Genomic DNA, 11,596 nt, shown 5'->3' with positions numbered 1-11,596 from the left:
TGCATACTTTTTTGTTGTTAAATGTAACGACGTCATAATACATGCTCAGTAGTCTCGTGGTCGCGGAGATGTTTCGACGAGACATCTCAATGGCTATCGGCACGTTGTGAGCGCGCCGTTGGACGCCGCCGGTCTCCAACCTCGCATTCACGGCATGGCAACTGACAGCTGGTGGGCTTTTGCTCGTGCCAGTCGCGCTGATGTTCGAGCCGCCTCTTCCGATGCCGACAACTGCAAATGTGCTGGGCATGGCCTATCTCGGACTGATTGGCGCGGCTTTTACCTATGTCCTATGGCTGCGCGGCCTGTCAAAGATCGAGCCAGCGGCGGCCGCGTCGCTTGGCTTTTTGAGCCCGCTCGTGGCGACGGTTCTCGGTTGGCTGGCGCTTGGCCAGAGCTTGACGCCTGTGCAGCTCTTCGGATTTCTGCTTGTGCTGGCGAGCGTCTGGATCAGCCAGAGAGCGATGGCGCCCGTCAGGCCCATTCTCCCTGCCGCATCACCGGAATCCGCGAGCCGTCCGGCTTGATGCCATCGATATCCACTTTGTCGGAACCGATCATCCAATCGATATGGATAAGGCTGGAATTTCCGCCCTGCGCCTTGATCTGGTCCTGGTTGAGCTTTGCGCCGTCGAGGAAGCACTTCGAGTAGCATTGTCCGAGCGCGATATGGCACGAGGCGTTTTCGTCAAAAAGCGTATTGTAGAAGAGGATACCGCTCGCCGAGATCGGTGATGAATGCGGCACGAGCGCCACTTCGCCGAGGCGGCGCGCGCCGTCGTCGGTATCGAGCACCTTGTTCAATACCTCCGCGCCACGCGAAGCTTTGGCCTCGACAATGCGGCCCTCTTCGAAACGAACCTGGATGTTGTCTATCAGCGTGCCCTGGTGCGAGAGCGGCTTGGTGCTTGAGACATGGCCCTCGACGCGCAGCGCGTGCGGCGTCGTGAAGACCTCTTCCGTCGGGATATTCGGGTTGCAGGTAACGCCGTTCTTGGCGACGGAGGCGCCGCCATGCCACTCATGACCGTCGGCAAGGCCGACGGTCAGGTCGGTACCCGGTCCCTTGAAATGCAGCGCTGCGAAGCGCTGACCGTTCAGCCAGGAGGAGCGGGCGGCAAGGTTCGCGTTGTGCTCCCTCCAGGCTGAGACCGGATCGTCGAGATCGACGCGCGAGGCGGCAAAGATTGCCTTTGCCAGTTTGGCGATCGCAATTTGCTCTGGATCGTCCGCAAACACGACCTTCGCCCAGGAGGGATTCGGATAGGCAACGATGTTCCAATTAATGTCGAAGTTCGAGATCTTTTCGAGCGCTGGTTTGTAGGCGGTGGAATTCGCCCGGTTCGCGCGGCCGACCTTGCCGGGATCCTGTTCGGAAAGCAGCATCGGATTGTCGCCGGCAATTGCAAGGCGTGCTGCACCGTTTTGATATGCCTTTGCCATACCTTCGTAGAGCCAGCCGGAGGCACGGTCGAAGCCTTCGTCGCTGCCGTATTGATAGCGGGCAAGCGTCGTTTCTTCGTCGGAGTAGAAAGTCGTAACAAGCCCCGCGCCCGCCATGTAGGCGTGGTTGGTGATCAAGCGAACCAGCGGCATTGCGACAATCGGCGCGGTCATCACCAGGTCCTGACCTCTTTGAAGCTGCAGGCCGACCCTGACGGCGACCTCGGCGAGCTTTTCCAGCTTGATCGGATCGACGGAATTCTGACTCTGGGGCATGAACGTCATGGCCGGCTACCTCCTGAAATCGACTCTCTGAAGATTCCAGACTTAGACCCCTTTACGGCGAAAATGAAGCTCGCCAGCGTGAAAACGCAGGGCCGCAAGAGACCACCCGATCTTAAGCGGCCGCCTGTTCAAGCAATGCCGACTGATGTTTCTCAAGGAACGCGATGAGACGCTCGTGATAATCGGCAGCGGCGGCTTGCCTAACACTCGGCCGCTGCACAAGCGTGCTCCGCCAACGCTTCACCTTTTCCAGGCCATCAAAGATGTGGCTGTCGCTGATTGTGTCGAAGACATCGAAATATCGGAAGATCGGTGCGAAGACGGCATCGACGAGGCTGAAGCTCTTCCCGACGAAAAAGGGTCCACCGGAAAGCTCGGTTTCGATGATAAGGAATTTCGATGCAAGGACCGTTCGTTTGGTCTCCAGCACCCGCGGGTCGCTAGTCGTTTCATACACCCAAAGATCGGCAAGGATCGACGAGCCGAACTCCATCCATCCGCGATGCCGGGCGCGTGTCAGGGCATCTTGCGGATGAAGCCTCGGCCCGGGTTGCGTTTCGTCGATGTATTCGCAAATTGGCGCACTCTCGAAGAGGGCGACCTGCCGCCCGTCTTCCTCGATCAGCAGAAGCGGAACCTTGCCGAGCGGAGAAATCTTCAAAAACCAGTCCGGCTTGGCATCGAGATCGATGAAAACGCGCTCGAAGGCCGCACCCTTCTCACCAAGGGCAATCGCAGCCCGCTGCACATAAGGGCACAGGTGATGCGAGATGAGGGTAAGCTTTTGCATGGCATATTCCCTTAAGAGGCTTTTGCAGGTGCAAGCGGTTGTGAAGGGCGAAGCGCGAAGGCGCCGTCTCCGAGCATGGCCTGGGCGATCGAAAGCACGATCAGATAGAGCGGATATTCCCAGCCGCCGCCCGGCGCAGTAAAGACCCAGCCGTTCGCCCCATGCGCCCAGATGATCGCGCCGGCAAGGGCCGGTACGAGCGCCAAGGCGACAAGGCGGCTCTGAATGCCGAGAACCAAGAGCGCCCCGCCGACCGCTTCGGCCGCAAAGGTGAGGTAGGCCAGCCAGCCCGGCAAGCCGATCGACGTAAAATATCCGGCGGTCCCCATCAGTCCGAAAGTCATCAATTTCAGGACGATGCTGTGGGCGAGGTACATCGTGCCGAGGCTGATCCGCAGCAGGGCAGTTGCATAGAGGATGGATTTATCTGCGTTCATGTTCGTCAATTTCCCATGATAGATGCATATGCATATAATTTATCTTGCTCCTTCGTCAAGGTAAATGTAATTGCATCTATATGGGCAAGGAACCTCGATCCGAGACAACTACGCAGGCGTGGATTTCCATCATGCGTGCTCAGCAGCGCCTGCTGCGGGCCATCGAGAGCGACCTCAAGAAGGCGGGCCTGCCGCCGCTTGGCTGGTATGATGTGCTCTGGGAGTTGGCGCGCGCGGAAGAAGGCAAACTGCGCCCCTTCGAAATCGAAGAGAGGACGCTGCTCGCGCAATACAACCTCTCTCGGCTGCTCGACCGGCTCGAACGCGAGCAGCTCGTAAGCCGCGAGACGTTCGCCGAAGACGGGCGCGGCCGATGGGTTGTCATTACGGCGGCCGGCCGGGCGCTTCGCGAACGCATGTGGACCGTTTATTCCAAGGCGATCGAGGTCCACGTCGGCTCGAAGCTTGACGAACCAGCCGCCACGGCGCTCGTGAATCTGCTGGCGCGATTTTCCGCCTAAGCGATGAGCGAGGCAGCTTTGGCGTTCAGCGTCGTGAGCGCCTCCTTCGGCGCAAAGCGCACCTGCAGTCCGCGTTGACCGCCGTTCATGTAAACCAGAGGCTCTGTAAGCGTGGCCTCCTCCAGCGCCGTCGGAACGAGCTTTTTCTGGCCGAACGGGCTGATGCCGCCGACATGATATCCGGTCAGCCGCTCGGCATCTGCAGGCTTCATCATGTTTGCCGTCTTGCCGCCGAAGGCGCTGGCAAGCTTCTTCATGCTGACGTCGCGATCGCAGGGCACGACGACACAGACTGGCTTGCCGTCCACTTCCGCCATCAGCGTCTTCAGCACGCGATGCGGCTTTTCGCCGAGCGCTTCGGCGGCCTGGAGGCCGACGCGTTCGGCATTCGGATCATAGTCGTAGCTATGCACCGTGAAATTGACACCGGCTTTGGCAAGAACCTGCGTGGCGCGCGTCGTCTTGGACATTTTATTTTTCGAACTCCGCCCCGTAGCTCTCGGGCTTGAAGCCGACCAGCAGCTTGCCGCCTGCTTCCAGAACCGGCCGCTTGATCATCGACGGCTGGTCGAGCATCAGGGCGATCGCCTTTTCCCGGGTGAGGTTTTTTCGGTCGGCGTCCGGCAGCTTGCGGAAGGTGGTTCCGGCGCGGTTGAGTACGGTTTCCCATCCGGCTCTGTCGACCCATTGCTGCAGATGGACGCGGTCGATACCCATGGCCTTGTAGTCGTGAAAAACATAGGCAACGCCATGCTCTTCCAGCCAGGCGCGCGCCTTCTTCATCGTGTCGCAGTTCTTGATACCATAAATGATGGCGGTCATATTAATCCTCGAGGGTTCCGGCTTTGCGCACGACGCTGCTGGGCTGGCTGCAGGCGATCTTCATCAGGTTCGCCTGCCGGCGTACTAGGCGGTCTGAAACGCAGGTGACGACAAGGCCCGCTTGCGGTGCGCGAACTTGGATGCTGCCGTCCGCCATGCCGGGACGCGTGATGATCGTTGCCAGCAGATCGCCTTCGGCGACCATTTCACCGATGCTGCGATGAAAGAGGACCGTGCCGGACTCCGGCGAGCGGATCATCTCGATATTGTCAAGCGGCACGGCTGGACCGGCGAACGTGCTTGGCAATACCCTCTCGTCTCTGATGACCTTGCGTGCAGTGAGGAAGCGCCATAGCCCTTCTGCATCCGCTTTGGCCATATCCGGATAGACATCGCGTTTGCCGCGAAGTTCCAAGGTGACGGAAAGCTTGCCGGGCAGACGGGTGCGCTTTTCGCCAGGCACTTCATATTTCCAGGCAAAGCTGATTGCCTCCTCGAAGGCCGAGCTCTCGCCATCGGAAAGGAGCACCGCGTCCATCGCCAGGGCGGCGGCAAGGTCGCTCGCCTCCGGCCAGAAGGCCTCGTCGATGTAGGCATATTGCAGGGATTCGTCGTCGCAATGCAGATCGAGCACGAGATCGGCGCCAAGCGCCATATGCATCAGCTGCCGCTTTAGCCGGTCGATTGCCGGGCAACGATCGAGATCGTCGATCAGGTTGCCGCGGTCCCGCAGAGAAATCAGCGGGAAATCCCGGTTGAAATTGGTCCGCGAGCCGAGATCGAAACGGCCCTGAAGCTCGCCGAAATGCGACTGTGCTGCACCAATCGGATTGGCCTGGGGTACGATTGTGATGTCGCCCGCAATGCTGTCGGCACTTTCTGCATCACGCAGCGTCCCGCAGAGAAAATGCAGAAGTGCTGTGCCCGGGAGTTCGTCGGCATGGAGCGCCGCCTGGATATAAACCTTCGGTGCGGCGGGGTCGTTACCCTTGAACCGATAAACCGGCAGACGCCACTCGATGCCGGGTGTGTCGCCCGGAATGATGATCTCGGAAATGTCCACGCTACGTCACTCCGCAAATTCTCTTTAACGGAGCTTTATGCGAGTCCGGCGGGCAAGTGCAAGGCGGCAGATGACGCACTTCGTTTGAAGCAAGAACCGTTGCGCCATTTTCCTGGTATCCGATCAGTCGCCACTGGCCGATATGCTCATGTTCGCTTTCACCGGCAGGCGGTCAGGAGATCGCAGCGCTGAGCAGGGCCATTCAACCGCATCGCCACGCCGGAGTTCCAAGTCTTGCGGGCCGAAGCTAAAACGCACGAACAAAATTAGAACATTTGATCTTGGCCAGGGCTGTGCGAACTGGCAAACTGTTGCAAGAAACGGGTGGAATTCGAGGTCCGGCCGTACGATTTTAGGATGCAAGCGAAGCACGGAGGCGATGTCATGGCTGAGAAAGCGCACCAATATCTGATCTTCGAAACAGTTGGTGGTTTCTGCGGAATTGCCTGGAACGAGATCGGCATCACACGTTTCCAGCTGCCAACAAAAGCCGCTGACGCGACGGAGCGACTTCTGCTGCGCCGCCTTCCGGCAGCCGAATCCGGTACACCGACGCCTGAGGTTGCCGAGGCGATCGCTGCGGTAAAGCGTTACTTCAACGGCAAAGAAACAGATTTTTCAGGCGTAAAGCTCGACCTTGAGGGGCAGGATGCCTTCTTCCAGAGCATCTATGCTGCTGCGCGCCGCGTCGGCTGGGGCCGAACGACCACCTACGGCGCGTTGGCGAAGGAACTTGGCGCCGGCCCGGAAGCGGCGAAGGACGTGGGTCAGGCGATGGCAAAGAATCCGGTTGCCCTCATCATCCCGTGCCACCGGGTGCTCGCCGCAGGTGGCAAGATCGGCGGGTTTTCGGCGCCGGGCGGCTCGAATTCCAAGCTCAGGATGCTGGAACTGGAAGGCGTTCGACTTGCGCCGCCGCAGCCGGCGCAGCAATCCCTGGGATTTTGAAGATCACGCCGTCGTCGTCGACCGGCTGCGTGCAATTGGCATGGAAAGTCTCGGCGATGGCCCTCGGGCTGTTCTCGCCGTATCCCACCAACGGGACGGCGATCAGGTTTCGTACAGCACCGCACCGTTTGGGATGAAGCGGTCGCGATGCTCGGATAGGTTCAGCCGGTAGGGGGTCTTTGGCGCGTAGCGCGTCAGTAGGATCTGAAAGTCGGTGCGCTCTGCGCGAGACCGATCCAGCAGCCGGGCGCGCACCGATGGCCGTGCGTTTTCTGAGTTCACGCGCAGTCGCTTCGACATAGGGTCCCATGGTCGACCAGAGCCTGGGCTATTTCGCGTATGTCCAGAGGTCGTCGCTTGTGATCTCGCGCCGCCGGAGCCACTCCATCGCACCGTCGAGGCTGACTTTCGTCCGATAGCGGAAGTAAATCGACGATCGAACGCCGGATTCGTGATCTCAACGCCCTCGATGGGATGCCGTTCGACGCCCTCGCTGAGAGCGGCCCCCCTCGAGGCGTACGAACTGGATAGGCGGATAATCGATCTTGGGGCGCTAGGAGTGCGGTCGATCGCCATCCACACAGGCGAGGGCATCTGCAGCGTCAGTTCGTGATATTGGAGCGCCGAGGCCAGGCATATCAAGGCCTTTGGAACCACAGCCGCATCAGCGAGCGCATCGGCCGCCTCAATCTGAGTGTCCAGGAGTTGATACAGCCCGGTGATCGCGCTCCGTCGCCCTACGCACATTAACCGAAGACCCGGCCGGAGGCTCGCCATCGCTGGATCATGTGACGCCGGTTTTCAACACATTGCCACGCCCCACCCGAGCGGATTCATTATCAGAGAAGTACCGTCAGCGAGGCATTCTTTTGCGGTCGCGCAAACGGGCGCTGCGGTATCTATCCTCCTCTCAACACACAGGGTGTAGGGCTGCGCTTCTGCTAGCTTACGATCTGTTCGGCGACCGCTTCTTCGAGGCCAGCTGCCGCTTGGGCGGCAAGACCGCCGGCCGCTGCTTGTGAATCGTAAAATTCCTCGAGTGCATAGACTCTGCCCCACCGCAGGGTGAACACGTGCAGACCACGGTTGACATACGACGCGTCGCCGTTGAGCAGCGTTGCTTTGCCGTCCCACTGGGCAAACACGGTGGTATGCCACGGCCAGCCCTTCACCCAGATGTGGTTGACCGTGAGATGGAGCGTGGGCAGGACACGGCCCAGGCGCTCAAACCAGCGGCGCACGGCTTCTTTCCCGTGGCGTTCACCACCAAGCGCGTGGGCGCCGGAAACGCGGTGATGGACATGCGGCGCGAGTGCTTTCATCGCCGCATCCCAGCGATGGCTGTTGACGTGGTCGAAGCTCTGCCGGATCGATTTCTCGACAAAATAACTGTATAGCATTTGATCTTTCCTCCAGACTTGTTCGATGGCGTGATCGAAGACACCCGCGTGGCGAGCCGCGCCGACGCAAGAGCCCGCGGCCGGCAGCAGCCAGGCTGCGGTCTTAACGTCGGGTCAACGCATTGTCGCGTCGGCCCGCAGATGCGTGTCAGTCTCGGTCGAGACCGTCACCTCCTTGCCGGACCTTGAGAACGCGTAAAGCGAGTGCTGATGGCCTGGCATGGAAAATGCCACGGAGGCGCCGTCGGCGAGGCCCATGACGACCCGCAGCGGATCGCCCCCGGTCTTCGGCGCGAAGGTGGCGGTGACCTCCAGCAGGTCGCCGTCGACCGGGATGTAGTAGACCACCATGTCGAGGTGTCGCTCGTTAAGGCTGCCGCCTTCGATCGGGCGTCCGACGGTTGCTTCCTCGGCAAAAGCCGGGGTTGCAAGAAACAGCCCGGCCAGGAGCGATGCGCTCAGCGTTTTGCGGATCATCTCATATCTCCTTTTTAGATTGCGTTCGACCTCTATATAGGGTATAGATTACGAATGCAATCTAAAAAAGGAGATGACGATGCGCGTAAGTCGCAGTCAGGCCGCGGAAAACCGCGAAACCGTGATCAATGTCGCAAGTCGCCTCTTTCGGGAGCGAGGCTTTGACGGCATCGGCCTTAAGGATCTGATGAAGGGTGCCGGACTGACCCAAGGCGCCTTTTACAAGCAGTTCGTATCAAAGGAGGACCTGGCTGCGCAGGCGTCCAGGCGAGCGATGGAGAGCGCCACCCACCGATGGTCGGCCGCGACTGCGGCTAAAGACGAGGATCCGCTTGGCGCGGTGATCGCGTTCTATCTCAGTATGGACCATCGCGGAGAAAAGATGGACGGCTGCCCGATCGTGGCGCTCGGTTCGGATGCCGCCAGACAAGGCATGGACGTGAAAGCTTCGTTCGAAGCCGGGATTAAGGAGCATCTCGAGATCCTCGGCCGTTTCATTGCCGAGACCCATGGCGAGGATGCCGATGGCAAGGCCATGGCCATTCTTGCGACGATGGTCGGTGCGCTGATGTTATCGCGCGTCGTCAACGATCCCGACCTCGCGCGGGGCTTTTTGGATGCGGCGACCCATCAGATTAACCAAGCAGCCGGCGCCTGAACGGCATGGCAGCGCTGGCGGCGCACCCAAACTGAAAGGAAAAACAGATGCGACGGATTGTTGTTACGGGCATGGGAGCGGTCACGCCCCTTGCTGCCGATGTTGAAGCGTCCTGGTCGCGTCTCCTGGCCGGCCACTCGGGCATCCGGAGGCTTCCGGACGACGTAGTGGGCGACCTCCCTGCAAAGGTCGGAGGGGTGGTTTCGTCCCTCGAAGAAGACCCCGAAGCCGGCTTCGATCCGAATACGGTCCTGGCGCCGAAGGATCAGCGCAAGGTGGACCGGTTCATTCTCTTTGGGCTCACGGCTGCACAAGAGGCGCTTGCCCAAGCAAGATGGGCGCCCGTCTCGGAAGCGGATCGCTTGCGCACGGCCACGATCATCGCGTCCGGCATCGGCGGGTTTCCCGCCATCACCGAGGCGGTGCGCACGGTTGACCTGCGCGGTGTCCGCCGCCTGTCGCCGTTTACGATACCGTCTTTCCTGGTGAATCTCGCGGCGGGCCACATCTCGATCCGCCATAGCTTCAAAGGCCCACTGGGCGCGCCGGTGACGGCGTGCGCGGCCGGCATTCAGGCGATCGGCGATGCGGCCCGTCTTATCCGCGCCAATGAGGCCGACATCGCCGTGTGCGGTGGCACCGAAGCGTGCATGAACATCGTCAGCCTCGGTGGCTTTGCTGCCGCACGCTCTCTTTCCACTGGCTTCAATGACACGCCGGCCGAGGCCTCACGACCTTTCGACATGGCGCGGGACGGCTTTGTCATGGGGGAAGGAGCCGGCATCCTGGTCATCGAGGAATTGAGCCACGCGCTTGCCCGCGGTGCCAAACCGCTCGCCGAGCTCGTCGGCTACGGCACGACGGCGGATGCTCATCACGTCACCTCCGGTCCCACCGACGGCGAAGGGGCGCGCCGTGCCATGGAGATCGCGATTGCCCAAGCAGGGATTTCGCCGCGCGAGGTTCGTCATCTCAATGCGCATGCGACCTCCACGCCAGTAGGAGATCTTGGGGAAATCGCGGCGATAAAGAGGGTATTCGGGCGCGATTTCGCGATAGCTGTCAGTGCAACGAAATCGGCGACCGGACACCTGCTCGGCGCCGCCGGCGGGCTTGGTGCTATCTTCGCGATCCTGGCGCTCAGGGACCAGGTGGCGCCGCCGACACTCAATCTGAGCGCCCCGGATCCAGCCGCCGAAGGGATCGACTTCGTCGCAAGCCAAGCTCGGCCAATGGGGATGGATTACGCGATCTCCAGTGGCTTTGGCTTCGGAGGGGTCAACGCGAGTGCGCTGTTCCGACGCTGGACGAACGAGCTGACCGGCGCGAGCACCGGACGGGCCGGTGATTGAAATCCGGCCTCCAAACGTTCCTGTTTTTCCAACACCAGATCTACGGCCGGCGGGCCGAGCGACAGTCTTGAAACGCAAACCAGCCAAAATAAAGAAGTGATATCCGTGAATAAGACCAATCTTGGGATCGCCCTGGCGACGGGGCATCCACCGGCATCGGGCACGCAAAGGCCGAGGCCCTGCAGAGCGTCGGCTTTCGCGCGTTCGGAATGGCGATAGATTGGCCCTGCACGTCGTCCATCGGCAAGATAAGGCTGCCGCCTTTTCCAGTGTTCTTCATCACCGGAGCTTCATCTCGACGCCGGAACGTGAGAAACGAGCTTTGGCCCTTCCGTTGATGGAATCCTGCTGAACCGCTGTCGCGCCGCCGCTGGGTCCGCTAGAGTTCCAAGTCCCTACCAGGCAGATCGAAACCCTGAAACGCTAATCTCATAGTAAGCTGATGCATCTGGAGCGCCTATGATGAAGCCGACCCGGTCGCCCGTGGCAGTGAGGATCGAGGACCTCGACGACGCGAGGCTGGTTGAACACGCGCGACAGTGTGACCCCGCCGCATTTTGGGTGATCATCAAGCGTCACAATCAGCGGCTTCACCGGGTCGCCCGTGCCGTCCTGAATGACGACACCGAGGCGGAGGACGTACTTCAGGAGACCTATATCCACGCCTTCACCCATCTGGCCGAATTCCGCGCGGAGGCGCGGCTCTCGACCTGGCTCACCCGGATTGCGCTGAACGAGGCCCTGGGACGCCGCCGAAAAAGGCGACCTACCGTGGACGTAAAAGCCCTCGAAGGCATGGTCGCTCCGTTCAGTGCCCACAAGCCTGATCCCGAAGAGGCGGCCGCTCTCGCTGAAATCCGCAGCCTCCTGGAGCGAGCCGTCGGTGGCTTGCCAGAGCCCTTTCGCATCGTCTTTGTCATGCGGGACGTCGAGGAAATGAGCATTGAGGAAACGGCTGTTCTTTTGGCACTACGACCTCGGACAGTGAGCACCCGTCTTTATCGCGCGCGCCGACTGCTCCGCGAGGCCCTGCGGGACAAGCTCGCCACCGTGTTCACAGATACGTTTCTCTTCGCAGGCGACCGTTGTGACCGCCTCGCGCAATCAGTCCTCGATCGGCTCGCCATCCGCCTGGTTCGAAAGGATACTCATTAGTTGAGCGCGGCGACTGAGCGCACGCAGTCGCCGTCCACACCGAGATTGCGCCCGGGGACCCGGGAATATTTTGGCGGCCCGGACCATCTAATCGTTAGGCAAAAGCATTCGGCGCCGCGGTGCTGACAGCGGTGTTGATCAACAAATATAGGAGACCACCATGCAGGACGCACTTCACCTATCCCGGCGTCAGTCGCTTCAGGGACTTGTCGTACTCGGTGCCGGAGCGGCACTCGGCGGAATCG

The 11,596-nt window shown here is 60.6% G+C and carries 14 protein-coding genes and 1 pseudogene; 6 read left to right on the top strand and 9 right to left on the bottom strand.

What is annotated here, in order from left to right:
- Positions 1 to 83 precede the first annotated feature (83 nt).
- A pseudogene (locus C9413_RS18845) lies at positions 84 to 527 on the top strand (EamA family transporter); the annotation flags it as partial.
- On the opposite strand, the gene C9413_RS18840 reads toward C9413_RS18845, so the two are convergent.
- From C9413_RS18840 to C9413_RS18830, 3 genes are all read right to left on the bottom strand, one after another.
- Complete coding sequence (locus tag C9413_RS18840; RefSeq protein WP_039843622.1) at positions 475 to 1,728, bottom strand: aminopeptidase; 1,254 nt, start codon at positions 1,726 to 1,728, stop codon at positions 475 to 477. The pseudogene C9413_RS18845 and the gene C9413_RS18840 sit on opposite strands and share 53 nt — an antisense overlap.
- 112 nt (positions 1,729 to 1,840) lie before the next feature.
- Entirely contained in the window at positions 1,841 to 2,518 is a 678-nt protein-coding gene (locus C9413_RS18835; protein ID WP_039843623.1) for a glutathione S-transferase family protein, read from the bottom strand.
- A gap of 11 nt (positions 2,519 to 2,529) precedes the next feature.
- Positions 2,530 to 2,955, bottom strand: a complete 426-nt coding sequence (locus C9413_RS18830) for a DoxX family protein (protein ID WP_039843624.1) — start codon at positions 2,953 to 2,955, stop codon at positions 2,530 to 2,532.
- 80 nt (positions 2,956 to 3,035) lie between these two features.
- On the opposite strand from C9413_RS18830, the gene C9413_RS18825 reads away from it, so the two are divergent.
- Complete coding sequence (locus tag C9413_RS18825; RefSeq protein WP_039843625.1) at positions 3,036 to 3,476, top strand: MarR family winged helix-turn-helix transcriptional regulator; 441 nt, start codon at positions 3,036 to 3,038, stop codon at positions 3,474 to 3,476.
- Here C9413_RS18825 and ybaK read toward each other — a convergent pair.
- Genes ybaK through C9413_RS18810 form a run of 3 tightly spaced genes read right to left on the bottom strand, consistent with a single transcriptional unit; the run spans position 3,473 to position 5,361 of the window.
- Entirely contained in the window at positions 3,473 to 3,946 is a 474-nt protein-coding gene (gene ybaK / locus C9413_RS18820; RefSeq protein WP_039843626.1) for a Cys-tRNA(Pro) deacylase, read from the bottom strand. The two genes, C9413_RS18825 and ybaK, sit on opposite strands and share 4 nt — an antisense overlap.
- A 1-nt stretch (position 3,947) precedes the next feature.
- On the bottom strand, positions 3,948 to 4,298 hold the full coding sequence (locus C9413_RS18815) for an ArsC family reductase (RefSeq protein ID WP_039843627.1): 351 nt from the start codon (positions 4,296 to 4,298) through the stop codon (positions 3,948 to 3,950).
- A gap of 1 nt (position 4,299) precedes the next feature.
- Positions 4,300 to 5,361, bottom strand: a complete 1,062-nt coding sequence (locus C9413_RS18810) for a succinylglutamate desuccinylase/aspartoacylase family protein (RefSeq protein ID WP_039843628.1) — start codon at positions 5,359 to 5,361, stop codon at positions 4,300 to 4,302.
- 384 nt (positions 5,362 to 5,745) lie between these two features.
- On the opposite strand from C9413_RS18810, the gene C9413_RS18805 reads away from it, so the two are divergent.
- The gene (locus tag C9413_RS18805) at positions 5,746 to 6,309 is read left to right on the top strand and encodes a methylated-DNA--[protein]-cysteine S-methyltransferase (protein WP_039846582.1); all 564 of its coding nucleotides are present in this window, start codon (positions 5,746 to 5,748) and stop codon (positions 6,307 to 6,309) included.
- Between the two features lie 102 nt (positions 6,310 to 6,411).
- Here the strand turns inward: C9413_RS18805 and C9413_RS34525 are convergent, their stop codons facing one another.
- The 3 genes from C9413_RS34525 to C9413_RS18790 form a co-directional block, all read right to left on the bottom strand.
- Positions 6,412 to 6,591, bottom strand: a complete 180-nt coding sequence (locus C9413_RS34525) for a hypothetical protein (RefSeq protein ID WP_323808233.1) — start codon at positions 6,589 to 6,591, stop codon at positions 6,412 to 6,414.
- A 659-nt stretch (positions 6,592 to 7,250) separates the two neighbouring features.
- Entirely contained in the window at positions 7,251 to 7,709 is a 459-nt protein-coding gene (locus tag C9413_RS18795; RefSeq protein WP_039843629.1) for a nuclear transport factor 2 family protein, read from the bottom strand.
- 114 nt (positions 7,710 to 7,823) lie between these two features.
- Positions 7,824 to 8,186: a hypothetical protein gene (locus C9413_RS18790; protein ID WP_052451470.1), complete on the bottom strand. Its 363-nt coding sequence runs from the start codon at positions 8,184 to 8,186 to the stop codon at positions 7,824 to 7,826.
- Positions 8,187 to 8,265: 79 nt separating this feature from the next.
- Between C9413_RS18790 and C9413_RS18785 the strand changes: the two genes are divergently transcribed.
- The 3 genes from C9413_RS18785 (at position 8,266) to C9413_RS18775 (ending at position 11,351) form a co-directional block, all read left to right on the top strand.
- Positions 8,266 to 8,844: a TetR/AcrR family transcriptional regulator gene (locus C9413_RS18785; RefSeq protein WP_039843630.1), complete on the top strand. Its 579-nt coding sequence runs from the start codon at positions 8,266 to 8,268 to the stop codon at positions 8,842 to 8,844.
- 47 nt (positions 8,845 to 8,891) lie between these two features.
- Complete coding sequence (fabF, locus tag C9413_RS18780) at positions 8,892 to 10,196, top strand: beta-ketoacyl-ACP synthase II (protein ID WP_039843631.1); 1,305 nt, start codon at positions 8,892 to 8,894, stop codon at positions 10,194 to 10,196.
- 459 nt (positions 10,197 to 10,655) lie between these two features.
- Positions 10,656 to 11,351 carry an RNA polymerase sigma factor gene (locus C9413_RS18775; protein WP_039843632.1) on the top strand — a complete coding sequence of 232 codons (696 nt, stop codon included), beginning with the start codon at positions 10,656 to 10,658 and terminating at the stop codon, positions 11,349 to 11,351.
- The last annotated feature ends 245 nt before the right edge of the window (positions 11,352 to 11,596 follow it).

Source organism: Rhizobium sp. SEMIA 4085, assembly GCF_013004495.1.
Taxonomy (GTDB): Bacteria; Pseudomonadota; Alphaproteobacteria; order Rhizobiales; family Rhizobiaceae; genus Rhizobium; species Rhizobium gallicum.
The sequence above is the reverse complement of the archived record's forward strand: the minus strand, read 5'-3'. Positions and strand labels throughout refer to the sequence as shown.